The following is a 16591-nucleotide window of genomic DNA, read 5'->3' as shown; positions in this document are numbered from 1 at the left end:
AAACGCTTGACGGCTTCTTCCGTTTCTCTAAATTGTACAAGCGTGAGTTGGCGAGGTTTTGAACAGCCCCCACTCCACCACCGGTTCATTCCATCTTAATTTATAAGATTTACGAAGGATGTCGAAGCATGGAAATGGGTACTGTTAAGTGGTTCAACAACGCCAAGGGGTTTGGCTTCATTTGCCCCGAAGGCGGCGGCGAGGATATCTTCGCTCACTATTCCACCATTCAGATGGATGGTTACAGGACGCTCAAAGCCGGGCAGTCCGTCCGGTTCGATGTACACCAGGGGCCAAAAGGCAATCACGCCAGTCTTATCGTGCCCGTTGAAGCAGAAACGGTTGCATAGCTCTCTGATTCATTGTGTACACCCCGCAGGCAAAATGCCAGCCCGATCGGCTGGCATTTTTATTTTCGGGCTATTCCCGCGCCAGCGCATCCACCGGATCGAGCCGCGCCGCGTTTCGCGCCGGCAGCCAGCCGAAAAGAATACCGGTGAAGGTGGAACATAAAAACGCCGTCAGGATCGCCATCGGCGAGAAGCCAATTTCCCAGCCCGGTAAGAAGAGCTGGAGCGCGAAGGCGATCATCATCGAAAGCGCAATCCCCATCGCGCCTCCCACCAGACACACCAGCACCGCTTCAATCAAAAACTGCTGGAGCACGTCGCTGGCTCTGGCCCCGACCGCCATGCGGATGCCTATCTCCCGCGTACGTTCGGTCACCGACACCAGCATAATGTTCATCACCCCAATCCCGCCGACGACCAGCGAAATCACCGCCACCAGCGTCAGGAACAGCTGAAGAGTACGTGTGGTCTTTTCCGCCGTTTTCAAGAGGCCGTCCATGTTCCAGGTGAAGAAATCTTTCTTCCCGTGGCGCAGGGTTAACAGCCGCTCAAGCTGCTGTTCCGCCAGCGCGCTGTCGTAGCCCTCCTTCACTCGCACGGTAATGGAGTTAAGCCAGGACTGCCCCATAATGCGCCCGGAAATGGTGCTGTATGGCAGCCAGACGCGCAGGATCTTGCTGCTGCCAAACATGGACTGTTTCTCTTCCGCCACACCAATCACCGTGGCGGGCATGTTACCCACCAGGATCACTTCCCCCACTACACGGGTTTTATTGGGGAAAAGCTGTCTGCGCGAGTTCGCGTCCAGCACCACCACCTGCGCCCTGCCCGCCAGCTGCTCCGCGTTGAAGGTCGCCCCTTCGCTAAAGGTCATGCCGTAGACGTTGAAGTAGTCGCCGCTCACGCCGTTGGCGCTGGCCGCCACGTCGATGTTGCCGTAGCGCAGACGCAGGTTTTGCGAGACCGCAGGCGTGGCGGAGTTCACCCACGGCTGCTTCTGAATCGCCGCCAGATCGTCATACTTGAGCGCCTGCTGATACTGCGGCTCGTCGTCGCCGAAGTCTTTGCCGGGATAAACGTCAATGGTGTTGGTCCCGATGGCGCGGATATCCGCCAGCACCAGTTGCTTGGCCGCGTCGCCCACCACCACAATCGACACCACCGAGGCAATACCGATAATGATGCCGAGCATGGTCAGCAGGGTGCGCATTTTGTTGGCCGCCATCGCCAGCCAGGCCATGGTCAGCGCTTCACGAAAGCCGCTGGAGAACTGCGCCCAGCCGGTCGACGCAGGCAGTGCTTCCTTCGGTGCCGCCGCGCGGGACTCACGCGGCGGCGGGTTGCTGACCAGCTCGCCGTCGTGGATCTCGATAATGCGTTCCGCCTGCGCCGCCACCTGCGGATCGTGGGTGACGATAATCACCGTATGCCCCTGATCGCGCAGTTGATGCAGGATCGCCATCACCTCTTCACCGGAATGGCTGTCGAGCGCACCGGTTGGCTCATCGGCGAGGATCACCTGTCCGCCGTTCATCAGCGCGCGGGCAATACTCACGCGCTGCTGCTGACCGCCGGAAAGCTGCGAAGGCTGATAATCAACACGCTCCGCCAGCCCAAGACGCGTTAACAGCGCCTTCGCGCGTTCAAGGCGTTTTTTGCGCTCGACGCCCGCATACACCGCCGGCACTTCCACATTCTGCGCCGCGCTCAGGTGTGAAAGCAGATGGTAACGCTGAAAGATAAAGCCAAAATGCTCGCGACGCAGCTTCGCCAGCGCGTCGCCGTCCAGGGTGGAAACATCCGTCCCGGCCACGCGATAGGTGCCGCTGGTGGGCTTATCCAGACAGCCAAGAATGTTCATCAGCGTTGATTTACCCGAGCCCGACGCCCCGACAATCGCCACCATTTCACCGGCTTCAACGCGCAGGGAGATGCCCTTCAGCACCTCCACCGGCCCGTCGCCGGACGGATAGCTGCGACGAATGTCATTCAGCTCAAGCAGCGCCGTCATTGCGCGGCTCCGGGCAGGGTTTCGCTGGTGACCACTTCTTCACCCTCTTCCAGCCCTTTTACCACCACCACGTCGGTGTCGTTACGCGCGCCAATCACTACTTCCCGCTCGCGGGTTTCGCCGTTGCGCAGCACTTTCACCTTGTAGCGATTGTCCCCGGCGGATTCGCCCAGCGCGGAGAGCGGAACCGTCAGCACGTTTTTCACGCCGGTCAGCTGGATATGCACCTGGGCGGTCATGTCCAGACGCAGCACGCCCTGCGGGTTTGGCACCTCGAAACGCGCGTAGTAGAAGATGGCGTCGTTGACCTTTTCCGGCGTCGGCAGGATATCTTTCAGCACGCCCTCATAGCGGGTTTGTGGATCGCCCAGCACCGTAAACCAGGCTTTCTGCCCCGGCTTAAGGTGAATGACGTCCGCTTCGGATACCTGGGCTTTCACCAGCATGGTGCTCATATCCGCCAGGGTCAGGATGTTTGGCGCCTGCTGCGCGGCGATGACCGTCTGGCCTTGCAGGGTGGTTATCTGCGTCACTTCCCCGGCCATTGGCGCAACGATTTGCGTGTAATCGAGGTTGGTTTTCGCCGTATCCAGCGAGGCCTGATTCCGTTTGATTTGCGCATCGATGGTGCCAATCTGCGCCTGCTTCACCGCCAGCTCCGTGGCGGCTGTGTCCAGATCCTGTTTCGAGATGGCCTGCGTTTTCGCCAGCGCCTGCTGGCGCGTCAGGGTGACCTGAGCGAGATTACGCTCCGCCTGAGCCTGCGCGCGCTGCGCGCGCAGCTCCATCAGCGTCGCTTCCACTTCGCGGATCTGGTTTTGCGCCTGCTCAGGATCGATCACGCCCAGCAGCTGGCCTTTTTTAACCTTATCGCCAATCTCAACTGACAGGGTTTTAAGCTGACCGCTGACCTGCGCGCCCACGTCAACCTTACGCAGGGCATCCAGTTTCCCCGTCGCCAGCACGTTTTGTTGCAGCTCGCCCGGACGAACAATCAGCGTTTGATACTGTGGTACCGGCGCGTTCAGTACCTTCCATAACCAGAATCCGCCCGCTAACACCACTACCGCCAGCAGCAGAAACAGCTTTCTGCGTTTTCCCTTCAGGTTCATAAATATTCCAAATAGTTGTTCTGGCTATCATCACCGTTGATTTTATCTAAACCACTCCTCAACGAAACCCCCGATCCCCGTAATCGTCGGGAATTGTTTACCCGATGTTGATAAAGCGCCTGCTGAAATAGCGATATTCCACCAGAAGCAGGATCTAACATGTCTTCCATCGTCGATACACCTTATTCAACGCTGCCCCAGCCTAAATCGGGCTGGCAACTGTTTAAAAGCCTGACATCGGGTTCCCTCACGCCGGGGCTGGCGTGGCAAAATCCGGCCTATCGACGTAAGTTTATGTTGCGCTCGCTGGCAACGCCGTTCACCACTGCGCGCCTGCTCGGAAACCTTGCAAAACAGCCCCGTCTGATGCAGATCCTGCGCGTGCAGCCCGGCCTGCCGTGCCGCCTGCACCGGCCGTGGCTGACCGTAAATATGGGTCGTCAGAATACGCTGGACGCATTGAACGATCACTATCAGATGATGAGCCGCCATCTTCCGGCGTCGCTGCTCAACGGCTACCTCTCCAGCCAGGGCATCACGCTGGTGACGTTAACGGGCAAAGAGGAACAGCAGTTTAGCGTTCGCCTGAGCGCGGATGCGTTTCTGGACAAAGAAGGGGAAGCGACCCTCACTTTTTGCGACCACCAGAACACGGTGCTGGCCGAGCTGACCTTTACGCTGTGCAAATACCAGGGCAAGTCAACGCTCTTCATCGGCGGAATGCAGGGGGCGAAAGCGCATGTCCCGCACGAGCACATTCAGCTGGCGACCAAAGCCTGTCACGGACTGTTCCCAAAACGTCTGCTGGTTGAAGCGGTCATGACGCTGGCAGGCGCCTTCCCGGTCGAGCAGATCCTCGCGGTGAGTAACGCCACCCACATCTACCGCAGCTGGCGCTATCGCAAGAAAAAAGAGGGAAAATTGCTGGCTGACTATGACAGCTTCTGGCGCTCCCTTGGCGGACAGCAGCAGGATAACGGCAACTTTGCCCTGCCACTGACCATGCCACGCAAACCGATGGAAGAGATTGCGAGTAAAAAACGGTCCGAATACCGCCGCCGCTATACCCTGCTTGATAGCCTGATCCAACAGGTTTCGCAGGCGACTGCCCGCTAATCGGCCCTCCCGCGAGCCAGCCAGAGGACGCGGGAGAACATTTTACGCAGCAGCGTGGGCACCGACTCCACGCCTCGCCTGCCCGCTTCCGTCGCGACTTCAATGGCCAAATCCGGTTTTGACGACCGATGGATAGCTTTGGCAATCACCCGACGCATGTTCATGGGTACATCCACCGGGATCATCGCCACGCGGTGAAAGACGTCGTCAAATCCCTGGCGGTACATAAAGTGCTCCATGTCCATCGCAGGCAGCGCGGTCAGATGTTCCCGCTCCTCTTCACGATCGTTATTGAGCAGGCTGCGCACGGTCGCCGCATATTTTTTACCCGCCTCATCGCCATCCACCAGCACGTGCCACTCTATCCCCATCCGGCGCGCAAATTTGATCAGCGGTTTTAAGCCAGACTGAGCAAATTCGATCACTTTGATCCCTTCGGCATCAAAGTGGTGCCCGCACTGGCGAGCCAGCTCGTTTATCACCCAGGTTTCCGTTTCCCCTTCCACCAGCAACCAGCAGCGGGCAAACAGGGAAGAGGCACGGTTAAAACGGATATGAAACGCAATCCGTCGGCCATCTTCGGCATTTAACCCGCCGGGCCCGAGCCGGTAGGCGGTGACCCGCGACGATTCACGCACCAGGCGGCAGACATACTCTACCGGCGTCAGAGAGAGCAGTTCTCCGGAATTCGTGGTGGTGACTCGCTGCAACGGCAGCAGATTAAGAAGATGCCACGCCACGGAAAGCATAATCGGGTGGAGCCGCGTTTCCGGATCTTCCACCAGCAGCAGCGGGCGCGCGTCCCGATCCAGGCGCACCGTCCCTTTCGCCTGTAAAAGCGTGGAGAATAAACCCAGCAGGATCACCCGATGCGTACGCCCGCCGGGGCGGTCGATCATGCGGTTGATAATATCGAGATAGCGCCAGCTTCGTTGTTCATCGTGCGAGCGGCGACGCATCAGACGGTGGCGCGCCTGCCCCGTTCCCTGCTCGGAGAAGTAGTGCTCCAGCAGTTGTACCATGGCAGACAGTCCCTGACGGATCTGGCCGTCGGTGAGGTTCTGCGGCCGTGAGACCAGTTCACGGGCGAGGAAATCCAGTTCGCGGGCGGTTACTTCCACCTCGGGCATATTCGGCACGGTGCCGTTACGGATCCGCCGCATAAAACGCGCGTCGCGTAAGCGCAATACGGGGGAGAGGCGGATAAGATGTCGGGCAAGCTCGTCAATATTATCGAGCGGGATCGGATTCCCCTTCTCATCAAGAAATTCACGCAGGGTTAATACCCCGTCGTTTTGCGCCATTTCGCCCTCAAGGCGATAGAAAATACGCTGGAACCCATCTTCACAGGGCACCCAGCAGGCCGACATAGGGCGAAAACGACGCACGCGATGGCGACCGGGCTCGGATTCGCGGAAGGTCAGAATGATATGCAGGTGTTTCTCGCGCCCGTTGACATCCCCCGGCGGAAACCAGAAGTCATCATGAACGAAGTGGTACAAGTTCTCTTCGGGCGAAAGCAGCAGCGTCAGGGCATCCAGCAGGCTGGATTTACCCCAGGCGTTTTCGCCTATCAGGACGTTGTTCTGTTCCAGTTGCAGCGACAGGCGGTTAATCCCGCGAAACCCGACAATCTCCACACGTTCGAGTAGCATACATCCCCCGCAATTCGGCCACTTTTTCCTTCAAGTTATCAGCAGTATAGCGGCAGGCTGTGGGTCACGACAGCAGAATATACGCCCCCTTAATTATTGGGCTATGCTCTAATTACCTCCGTTCTGAACAAGGATTGACATCACATTGCCTTAAATCAAATTTAGTGAATTTATTTGAGTGGCGAAGGGATGTTGATGGTTTCAAAATACTGGCTCTTTGAGTCGTCATCCCTTTATGGCGATATAACCCGCGCGCAGGAATGGGCGCGGACGTTTATTATTGAGGTGGTTATGTTCAGAAAATTAGCGGCAGAATGCTTTGGCACATTCTGGCTGGTGTTTGGTGGCTGCGGTAGCGCAGTACTGGCAGCCGCATTTCCGGAATTAGGTATTGGATTTGTCGGCGTCGCGCTGGCATTCGGTTTAACCGTATTAACCATGGCATTCGCCGTGGGGCATATTTCCGGCGGTCATTTCAACCCGGCCGTCACATTAGGTTTATGGGCGGGCGGACGTTTCCCGGCGAAAGATATTATTGGCTATATTATTGCCCAGGTTATTGGCGGTATTATTGCCGCGGCGGTGCTGTACGTAATTGCCAGCGGAAAAGCCGGGTTTGACGCCGCGGCCAGCGGATTTGCGTCGAACGGCTTCGGCGAACACTCGCCAGGCGGCTACTCAATGCTGTCTGCTATCGTGATTGAAATTGTGCTCACCGCAGGTTTCCTGTTGGTGATCCACGGCGCAACGGACAAATACGCGCCTGCGGGCTTTGCCCCCATCGCTATTGGTCTGGCGCTGACGCTGATCCACCTCATCTCCATCCCGGTGACCAACACCTCCGTTAACCCGGCGCGCAGCACCGCGGTGGCTATTTTCCAGGGCGGCTGGGCGCTTGAACAGCTGTGGCTATTCTGGGTGATGCCAATTATCGGCGGTATTCTGGGCGGCGTGCTGTATCGCACCCTGCTGGAAAAACGCGATTAATGGTTTTCCCCCCTCTCCCTGTGGGAGAGGGCCGGGGTGAGGGCATCAGGCCGCACCACCCCAAATAGACAAGCCGGGTAAGGCGTAGCCGCCACCCGGCTTTTTTTGTAGCTTTACCTCACAGCCTTTATTGGGTAGTGTCTCTGGCGCTTAACTGATACTCAAAAGGACCGGCTGTTCATGTTCTCAGGACTCCTCATCATTCTTCTGCCCCTGATTGCGGGCTACCTTATTCCGCTGCGTCATGAATCGGCCTTAAAGCTTATTAATCGTTTTCTCAGCTGGATTGTTTACGTCATTCTGTTCTTTATGGGGATCAGCCTGGCCTTCCTGGATAATCTGGCGACGAACTTGCTTTCCATCCTGCATTATTCTGCGGTTACGGTAGTGGTTATTCTGCTGTGCAATATTGCCGCGCTGTTCTGGTTGGAACGCACTATTCCCTGGAAAAATCACCATCATCAGGAAAAGCTTCCCTCCCGTATTGCGATGGCGCTGGAATCATTAAAGCTGTGCGGCGTGGTGGTACTCGGTTTTTTACTGGGTCTGACCGGCTGGGCATTTTTACAGCACGCAACGGAAGCCAGCGAATATACGCTTATTTTCCTGCTCTTCCTGATTGGTATTCAGCTGCGAAATAATGGCATGACGCTGAAACAGATTGTCCTTAACCGCCGGGGCATGATGGTTGCCGTTATCGTTGTGGCCAGCTCACTGGCGGGGGGAGTGATTAACGCCTTTATTCTCGATCTGCCGCTGAAAACCAGCCTGGCGATGGCGTCCGGTTTCGGCTGGTATTCGCTCTCAGGTATTCTGCTGACCGAATCGTTTGGTCCGGTGATCGGCAGCGCCGCCTTCTTTAACGATCTGGCGCGCGAGCTGATAGCCATCATGCTGATCCCCGGCCTGGTACGCCGCAGCCGCTCTACTGCGCTGGGCCTGTGCGGGGCCACCTCAATGGACTTTACCCTGCCGGTGTTACAGCGCTCGGGAGGGCTGGAGATGGTTCCTGCCGCCATTGTACACGGCTTTATTCTGAGCCTGCTGGTACCCATTCTGATGGCGTTCTTCTCAGCCTGATACTGCTTTGGCGGTAGTGAACCTGCCGCCAAAATTGCGCTAAATCAATAACCCTCCACTTAGTATAAGAAAGCACTTTTCTCTGCTGTAGCACAGGCATAACCTTAAACATGTATCTCAAATATAACTTTAACAGGTGTGATTATGTTTTGTGTGCAATGTGAACAAACCATCCGTACCCCGGCAGGCAACGGCTGCTCTTACGCGCAGGGTATGTGCGGCAAAACCGCAGAAACGTCCGATCTCCAGGATCTGCTGATTGCGGCGCTGCAAGGCTTGTCCGCCTGGGCCTTCAAAGCCCGTGAATATGGCATTGTCGATCACTATGTCGACAGCTTTGCGCCGCGCGCATTTTTCTCCACGCTGACCAACGTTAACTTCGATTCTCCACGCATTGTGGGCTATGCCCGCGAAGCGATTGCCCTGCGTGAAGCCCTGAAAGCGCAGTGCCTGAATGCCGACGCCAGCGCCCGCGTGGACAACCCGATGGCGGAGCTACAGCTGGTGAGCGACGACCTGGGCGAGCTACAGCGTCAGGCCGCAGAATTCACCCCAAATAAGGACAAAGCGGCAATTGGCGAGAACATCCTCGGCCTGCGCCTGCTGTGCCTGTACGGTCTGAAAGGTGCTGCGGCCTATATGGAGCACGCGCACGTACTCGGCCAGTACGATAACGCTATTTACGCCCAGTACCACAAAATCATGGCATGGCTGGGCACCTGGCCTTCCGACATGAACGCCCTGCTGGAATGCTCGATGGAAATCGGCCAGATGAACTTCAAAGTGATGAGTATTCTGGATGCCGGTGAAACCAGCACCTACGGCCACCCAACGCCAACGCAGGTCAACGTCAAAGCGACCGAAGGCAAATGCATCCTGATCTCCGGTCATGACCTGAAAGATCTCTACAACCTGCTGAAGCAGACCGAAGGCACTGGCGTTAACGTCTATACCCACGGCGAAATGCTGCCCGCGCACGGCTACCCGGAGCTGCGTAAATTTAAGCATCTGATCGGTAACTACGGCAGCGGCTGGCAGAACCAGCAGGTGGAGTTCGCCCGCTTCCCTGGCCCAATTGTTATGACCTCTAACTGCATCATCGACCCGACCGTCGGCGCGTATGACGACCGTATCTGGACCCGCAGCATCGTCGGCTGGCCGGGCGTGAGCCACCTTGAAGGCGACGATTTCGGTCCGGTTATCGCTCAGGCGCAGCAGATGGCAGGCTTCCCGTACAGCGAAATCCCGCACCTCATCACCGTCGGTTTTGGCCGTGAAACCCTGCTGGGTGCGGCGGATTTCCTGATTGACCTCGTCAGTCGTGAAAAACTGCGTCACATCTTCCTTATCGGCGGCTGTGACGGCGCGCGCGGGGAACGTAACTACTTCACCGATTTCGCCACCCGCGTACCGGAAGACTGCCTGATCCTGACCCTGGCCTGCGGTAAGTACCGTTTCAACAAGCTGGACTTCGGCAACATCGAAGGTCTGCCGCGCCTGGTGGATGCGGGTCAGTGTAACGATGCGTATTCAGCCATCATTCTGGCGGTCACGCTGGCAGAGAAACTGGGCTGCGGCGTGAACGACCTGCCGCTGTCGCTGGTGCTCTCCTGGTTCGAGCAGAAAGCGATCGTTATTCTGTTGACCCTGCTCTCTCTCGGCGTGACCAACATCGTCACCGGGCCGACTGCGCCAGGCTTCCTGACGCCGGACCTGCTGGCCATCCTGAACGAGAAATTTGGTCTGCGTTCCGTGACCAACGTTGAAGATGATATGAAGCAACTGCTGAGCGCGTAAGGAGTAACTCATGACCATGCCAACCTCACAATGTCCGTGGCGGATGCAGGTTCATCACATCCATCAGGAGACGCCGGATGTGTGGACGCTGTCGCTGCTGTGCCATGACTACTACCCGTACCGCCCAGGTCAGTATGCGCTGGTTAGCGTGCGTAATTCGGCGAATACCCTGCGCGCCTACACCCTCTCCTCCACGCCGGGCGTGAGCGAATACATTACGCTCACCGTCCGTCGTATTGATGACGGCGCAGGATCCGAGTGGCTGACCCGGGACGTGAAGCGCGGGGATTACATCTGGCTGTCTGACGCGCAGGGCGAGTTTACCTGTGACGACAAGACGGAAGATAAATTCCTGCTGCTGGCGGCAGGCTGTGGCGTGACGCCGATTATGTCGATGCGTCGCTGGCTGGCGAAATACCGTCCTCAGGCCGACGTGCAGGTGATTTTCAGCGTGCGTTCCCCGGAAGATGTGATTTTTGCCGAAGAATGGCGCAACTATCCGGTGACGCTGGTGGCTGAGCACAACGCGACGCACGGTTTTGTCGCGGGGCGCCTGAGCCGCGAGCTGCTGCAAAGCGTGCCGGATATTGCGAACCGTACCGTGATGACCTGCGGCCCGGCGCCTTATATGGAGATCGTGGAGAAAGAAGTGAAAGCGCTCGGCGTGACCCGCTTCTTCAAAGAGCAGTTCTTCACGCCTGTAGCGGCAGCGGCGACCAGCGGGATGAAGTTCACGAAGCTGCAACCGGCGCAGACTTTCTTTGGCCGCGTGGGCACCACGCTGCTTGAAGCGCTTGAAAGTAACAACGTGCCGGTAGCGGCGGCCTGTCGCGCCGGGGTGTGCGGTTGCTGTAAGACCAAAGTGGTTTCCGGTGAGTACACGGTCACCAGCACCATGACGCTGACCGACGCGGAAATTGCCGAGGGCTATGTGCTGGCATGTTCGTGCCATCCGCAGGGAGACCTGGTGCTGGCATAATCTGGCGCAGTGCCCCCATTTGTTGCCGGGTGGCACTGCGTTTACCCGGCTTACGTTGTGCCTACTGCCTGTGCGTATGGAATACCAGGCAGCCAATACAGTGACTTTCTTCTAAGCTTGTAAGCGATATCACATAAAGGAGAAGGACCACCATGAAACAAACCGTGGCTGCATACATAGCAAAAACTCTTGAGCAGGCTGGCGTAAAGCGTATCTGGGGCGTCACCGGCGACTCTCTGAACGGACTCAGCGACAGCCTTAACAAGATGAAGACCATTGAGTGGATGCCCACCCGCCATGAAGAGGTCGCCGCCTTTGCCGCCGGTGCCGAAGCGCAGCTTACGGGTGAACTCGCTGTATGTGCGGGTTCCTGCGGACCAGGAAACCTGCACCTCATCAACGGTCTGTTCGACTGTCACCGCAACCATGTTCCGGTGCTGGCGATTGCGGCTCACATTCCGTCATCTGAAATCGGTAGCGGCTATTTTCAGGAGACGCATCCGCAGGAGCTGTTCCGTGAATGCAGCCACTATTGCGAGCTGGTCTCATCACCGGAGCAGATCCCACAGGTGCTGGCGATAGCCATGCGTAAGGCGATCCTGAATCGCGGGGTTTCGGTGGTTGTGCTGCCGGGGGACGTGGCGCTGAAGGCCGCACCTGAAACCGCCACCACCCACTGGTACTCTGCGCCACAGCCAACCATTACCCCTGCCGAAGAAGAGCTGAAAAAGCTGGCGCAACTGCTGCGATACTCCAGCAATATCGCCCTGATGTGCGGCAGCGGCTGCGCCGGTGCGCATAAAGAGCTGGTGGAATTTGCCGGCAAGCTCAAGGCGCCAGTGGTGCATGCCCTGCGCGGGAAAGAGCACGTTGAATACGATAACCCGTACGATGTCGGCATGACCGGGCTGATCGGTTTTTCCAGCGGCTTCCACACCATGATGAACGCCGACACGCTGATCCTGCTCGGCACTCAGTTCCCGTACCGCGCGTTCTACCCGACGGATGCCAAAATTATCCAGATCGACATTAATCCCGGCAGCATCGGTGCGCACAGCAAGGTGGATATGGCGCTTATCGGCGATATCAAATCCACCCTCGCCGCCCTGCTGCCGCTACTGGAAGAAAAAACGGACCGCAAATTCCTCGATAAAGCCCTGAGCGACTATCGCGATGCGCGTAAGGGGCTGGACGATCTCGCCAAACCGAGCGAAAAAGCGATCCACCCGCAGTATCTGGCGCAGCAGATCAGCCACTTCGCCGACGACGATGCCATCTTCACCTGCGACGTGGGAACGCCCACCGTCTGGGCAGCACGCTACCTGAAAATGAACGGCAAACGACGCCTGCTTGGGTCGTTCAACCATGGCTCAATGGCCAACGCCATGCCGCAGGCGCTGGGCGCAAAAGCGACGGCACCGGAACGTCAGGTGGTGGCGATGTGTGGCGACGGCGGGTTCAGTATGCTGATGGGGGATTTCCTGTCGGTGGCGCAGATGAAGCTTCCGCTGAAAATCGTGGTCTTTAACAACAGCGTGCTGGGCTTCGTGGCGATGGAGATGAAGGCCGGAGGCTACCTCACGGACGGCACCGAGCTGCACGACACCAACTTCGCCCGCATCGCCGAAGCCTGCGGTATCACCGGTATTCGGGTGGAGAAAGCCTCAGAGGTGGACGACGCCCTGCAACGCGCCTTCGCCATCGACGGCCCGGTGCTGGTGGATGTGGTGGTCGCCAAAGAAGAGCTGGCGATCCCGCCTCAAATCAAGCTGGAACAGGCCAAAGGATTTAGCCTCTACATGCTGCGCGCCATCATCAGCGGGCGCGGTGACGAGGTGATCGAACTGGCAAAAACCAACTGGCTCAGGTAAAACATCTGGCATCGCCTTTTTAAATATAAGGACATGCCATGATTGATTTACGCAGTGATACCGTTACCCGCCCGAGCCGCGCCATGCTCGAAGAGATGATGGCCGCCCCGGTCGGGGACGACGTCTACGGCGATGACCCGACGGTCAACGAACTCCAGCGCTATGCGGCCGAGCTGAGCGGTAAAGAGGCTGCTCTGTTCCTGCCCACCGGCACGCAGGCTAACCTGGTGGCGCTGCTGAGCCACTGCGAGCGCGGCGAAGAGTATATCGTTGGCCAGGGGGCGCATAACTACCTGTACGAAGCCGGCGGCGCGGCGGTGCTCGGCAGCATCCAGCCGCAGCCGATCGATGCTGCGCCGGACGGTACGCTGCCGCTGGACAAAGTCGCGGCGAAAATCAAAGCTGACGATATTCACTTCGCCCGCACTAAACTGCTGAGCCTCGAAAACACCCATAACGGTAAAGTCCTGCCGCGTGAATACCTGAAAGCGGCATGGGATTTTACCCGCGAGCGCAAGCTCGGCCTCCACGTTGACGGCGCACGTATCTTCAACGCCGTGGTGGAGTACGGCTGCGAGCTGAAAGCGATCACCCAATATTGCGACTCGTTCACCATTTGCCTCTCTAAAGGGCTGGGCACGCCGGTAGGTTCCCTGCTGGTTGGCAGCGCAGACTACATCAGACGCGCCAACCGGTGGCGCAAAATGACCGGCGGCGGGATGCGTCAGGCGGGTATTCTGGCGGCTGCCGGACTGTACGCCCTGAAAAATAACGTGTCACGCCTGAAAGACGATCACGACAATGCGGCGTGGATGGCAGCGCAGCTGCGTGAAATCGGCGCTGATGTCATGCGACACGACACCAACATGCTGTTTGTCCGTGTCGGCGATGAGCATGCTGCCGCGCTGGGCGACTTTATGAAAGCCCGAGGCGTGCTGATCAACGCCTCCCCGGTCGTGCGACTGGTGATGCATCTTGACGTTAACCGCGAGCAGTTGACCGAGGTGGTGAAACACTGGCAGGCGTTTTTACAGCGTTAAGGAGCATACCGTGCCGCAACGTATTCTGGTGCTCGGCGCCAGCGGGTATATCGGTCAGCATCTGACCACTGCGTTAAGCCAGCAGGGGCACCAGGTGCTGGCAGCGGCACGCAACACGGAACGCCTGCAAAAGCTACATTTGCCTGGCGTGACGTGTCACAACGTTGACCTTAACTGGCCGAAAGCGCTTCCTGCGCTGCTGGAAGGGGTCGATACGCTTTACTACCTTGTCCACAGCATGGGCGAAGGCGGCGATTTTATCGCCCACGAGCGTCAGGTGGCGATGAACGTTCGTGATGCGCTGCGGCAAACGCCGGTGAAGCAGGTGATTTTTTTAAGCTCACTCCAGGCGCCTGAGAACGAGCAGTCAGATCATCTGCGCGCCCGACAGCTGACGGCAGAAACGCTGCGAAGCGCCCGTATCCCCGTCACCGAACTCCGGGCAGGGATCATCGTCGGCGCGGGTTCCGCCGCGTTCGAAGTGATGCGCGATATGGTCTACAACCTGCCTGTGCTGACGCCGCCGCGCTGGGTACGCTCGCGCACCACGCCCATTGCGCTGGAGAATTTACTCCACTATCTGGTGGCATTGCTGGATCACCCGGCGGAGCAGCATCGCGTGCTGGAGGCGGCAGGCCCGGAAGTGCTGAGCTATCAGGCGCAGTTCGAACATTTTATGCGGGTGAGCGGCCGCCGCCGCTGGCTGATCCCCATCCCCTTCCCGACCCGCTGGATATCAGTGTGGTTTTTGAATGTGATCACCTCCGTGCCGCCGACGACTGCCAAAGCGCTTATACAGGGACTGAAGCACGATCTGCTGGCGGACGATCGTGAACTGCGTGCCTTGATCCCTCAGGAATTGATCCCCTTCGACGATGCCGTACGCAATACGCTGAAAGAAGAAGAGAAGCTGGTGAACTCCAGCGACTGGGGCTACGACGCGCAGGCGTTTGCCCGCTGGCGGCCCGAGTACGGCTATTATCCGAAACAGGCGGGCTGTACGGTCAAAACCACGGCCAGCCTGGCAGCGCTGTGGGAAGTTGTGAACCAGATTGGCGGCAAAGAGCGCTATTTCTTCGGCAATATTCTGTGGCAAACGCGCGGCGCGCTGGATCTGCTGGTCGGTCACCGGCTGGCAAAAGGCCGCCCTGCCCATCCCTGGCTGAAGGTGGGCGATACCGTCGACAGCTGGAAGGTGATTATCGTTGAGCCGGAAAAACAGCTGGCGCTGCTGTTTGGCATGAAGGCGCCGGGGCTGGGGCGGCTCTGCTTCACCCTGAAGGACAAGGACGACCATCGTGAACTGGACGTTCGGGCATGGTGGCATCCGCACGGAATGCCGGGTCTGTTTTACTGGTTGCTGATGATCCCGGCACACCTGTTTATCTTCCGCGGAATGGCGAAACGGATTGCGCTACTGGCAGAAGAAAAGCGGGAAAATAACTAAATAAAACTCTTAATCTTTCACCTTTCCCATTGCAACACATCGTAATTCACGAAAGAATGCGCACGAAATTCTTTTCAACACAGTGGATTGTTATGAAGGTACTGGTTACCGGGGCGACCAGCGGCTTAGGCCGAAATGCGGTCGAGTTTCTGCGCAACAAAGGCATCAGCGTGAGGGCCACTGGTCGCAATGAGGCGATGGGTAAGCTCCTGCAAAAAATGGGCGCTGAATTTGTCCATGCCGATCTGACGGAGCTGGTCTCCTCTCAGGCCAAGGTGATGCTCGCCGGTATCGATACGCTGTGGCACTGCTCCAGTTTTACCTCCCCGTGGGGTACCCAGGAAGCCTTTGATCTCGCCAACGTGCGCGCCACGCGCCGTCTGGGTGAATGGGCCGTCGCCTGGGGCGTGCGTAACTTTATTCATATTTCCTCTCCATCGCTCTATTTCGACTATCACCACCATCGTGATATTCAGGAAAATTTCCGCCCGGCGCGCTTTGCCTGTGAGTTTGCCCGCAGTAAAGCGGCGGGCGAAGAGGTGATCGACCTGCTAGCCCAGTCAAACCCGCACACCCGCTTTACCGTGCTGCGTCCGCAGAGCCTGTTTGGGCCGCACGACAAAGTCTTTATCCCGCGACTGGCCCAGATGATGCATCACTACGGCAGCGTGCTGTTACCGCGCGGCGGCGATGCGCTGGTGGACATGACCTATTACGAAAATGCCGTTCACGCCATGTGGCTGGCGAGCCAGCCGGAATGCGATAAGCTGGTGTCGGGGCGCGCGTATAACATCACCAACGGCGAACCCTGTACCCTGCGCAGCATTGTGCAAAGGCTGATTGACGAATTAAAAATCGACTGCCGGATCCGTTCCGTTCCCTACCCAATGCTGGACATGATTGCCCGCAGCATGGAGCGTTTTGGCAGCAAATCGGCGAAAGAGCCTGCGCTGACGCATTACGGTGTGTCGAAGCTCAACTTTGATTTTACGCTGGATATTTCTCGGGCGGAGAACGAGCTGGGATATAAACCGATTGTCTCGCTGGATGAAGGGATAGTGCGTACGGCGGCGTGGTTACGGGATCACGGGAAGTTGCACCGGTAAGCGTTCCAGCCTCATGTAGGCCGGGTAAGCGCAGCGCCAC

13 protein-coding genes are annotated in these 16591 nt (G+C 57.9%); 10 read left to right on the top strand and 3 right to left on the bottom strand.

Annotated elements, in window-relative coordinates; genetic code table 11:
• The first annotated feature begins 128 nt into the window (after positions 1-128).
• Entirely contained in the window at positions 129-350 is a 222-nt protein-coding gene (gene cspD / locus RY075_RS07800) for a cold shock-like protein CspD (RefSeq protein ID WP_006809408.1), read from the top strand.
• A gap of 70 nt (positions 351-420) precedes the next feature.
• Here cspD and macB read toward each other — a convergent pair whose 3' ends face one another.
• Both macB and macA read right to left on the bottom strand, forming a co-directional pair.
• Positions 421-2361 (bottom strand): macrolide ABC transporter ATP-binding protein/permease MacB, encoded by a 1941-nt coding sequence (gene macB, locus RY075_RS07795; RefSeq protein WP_109948777.1) that lies wholly within the window; start codon positions 2359-2361, stop codon positions 421-423.
• Positions 2358-3473, bottom strand: a complete 1116-nt coding sequence (gene macA, locus RY075_RS07790) for a macrolide transporter subunit MacA (protein ID WP_017384842.1) — start codon at positions 3471-3473, stop codon at positions 2358-2360. The genes macB and macA overlap by 4 nt, the downstream gene beginning before the upstream one ends.
• Positions 3474-3632: 159 nt before the next feature.
• Between macA and RY075_RS07785 the strand changes: the two genes are divergently transcribed.
• Positions 3633-4589: a VirK/YbjX family protein gene (locus RY075_RS07785; protein ID WP_109948776.1), complete on the top strand. Its 957-nt coding sequence runs from the start codon at positions 3633-3635 to the stop codon at positions 4587-4589.
• On the opposite strand, the gene RY075_RS07780 is transcribed toward RY075_RS07785, so the two are convergent.
• The gene (locus tag RY075_RS07780) at positions 4586-6244 is read right to left on the bottom strand and encodes an ATP-dependent endonuclease (protein WP_023324396.1); all 1659 of its coding nucleotides are present in this window, start codon (positions 6242-6244) and stop codon (positions 4586-4588) included. The genes RY075_RS07785 and RY075_RS07780 overlap by 4 nt on opposite strands.
• A 291-nt stretch (positions 6245-6535) precedes the next feature.
• Between RY075_RS07780 and aqpZ the strand changes: the two genes are divergently transcribed.
• From aqpZ to RY075_RS07740, 8 genes are all read left to right on the top strand, one after another.
• Positions 6536-7231: an aquaporin Z gene (gene aqpZ, locus RY075_RS07775; RefSeq protein WP_026080729.1), complete on the top strand. Its 696-nt coding sequence runs from the start codon at positions 6536-6538 to the stop codon at positions 7229-7231.
• Between the two features lie 180 nt (positions 7232-7411).
• Entirely contained in the window at positions 7412-8311 is a 900-nt protein-coding gene (locus tag RY075_RS07770) for a lysine exporter LysO family protein (protein WP_022650712.1), read from the top strand.
• A 144-nt stretch (positions 8312-8455) separates the two neighbouring features.
• On the top strand, positions 8456-10108 hold the full coding sequence (gene hcp / locus RY075_RS07765; RefSeq protein WP_338628384.1) for a hydroxylamine reductase: 1653 nt from the start codon (positions 8456-8458) through the stop codon (positions 10106-10108).
• A gap of 10 nt (positions 10109-10118) precedes the next feature.
• Positions 10119-11087, top strand: a complete 969-nt coding sequence (gene hcr / locus RY075_RS07760; protein WP_048243699.1) for an NADH oxidoreductase — start codon at positions 10119-10121, stop codon at positions 11085-11087.
• Between the two features lie 152 nt (positions 11088-11239).
• Entirely contained in the window at positions 11240-12958 is a 1719-nt protein-coding gene (gene poxB / locus RY075_RS07755) for a ubiquinone-dependent pyruvate dehydrogenase (protein ID WP_017693711.1), read from the top strand.
• A 38-nt stretch (positions 12959-12996) separates the two neighbouring features.
• A complete protein-coding gene (gene ltaE, locus RY075_RS07750; RefSeq protein WP_045347127.1) occupies positions 12997-13998 on the top strand; it encodes a low-specificity L-threonine aldolase in 1002 nt (333 codons plus the stop codon).
• Positions 13999-14008: 10 nt separating this feature from the next.
• The gene (locus tag RY075_RS07745) at positions 14009-15445 is read left to right on the top strand and encodes an SDR family oxidoreductase (RefSeq protein ID WP_302378516.1); all 1437 of its coding nucleotides are present in this window, start codon (positions 14009-14011) and stop codon (positions 15443-15445) included.
• 92 nt (positions 15446-15537) lie between these two features.
• Positions 15538-16551: an NAD(P)-dependent oxidoreductase gene (locus RY075_RS07740; RefSeq protein WP_032661724.1), complete on the top strand. Its 1014-nt coding sequence runs from the start codon at positions 15538-15540 to the stop codon at positions 16549-16551.
• Positions 16552-16591 lie beyond the last annotated feature (40 nt).

The sequence above is a fragment of the Enterobacter sp. JJBC genome, assembly GCF_036936505.1.
GTDB classification, from domain to species: domain Bacteria; phylum Pseudomonadota; class Gammaproteobacteria; order Enterobacterales; family Enterobacteriaceae; genus Enterobacter; species Enterobacter hormaechei_C.
The sequence above is the reverse complement of the archived record's forward strand: the minus strand, read 5'-3'. Positions and strand labels throughout refer to the sequence as shown.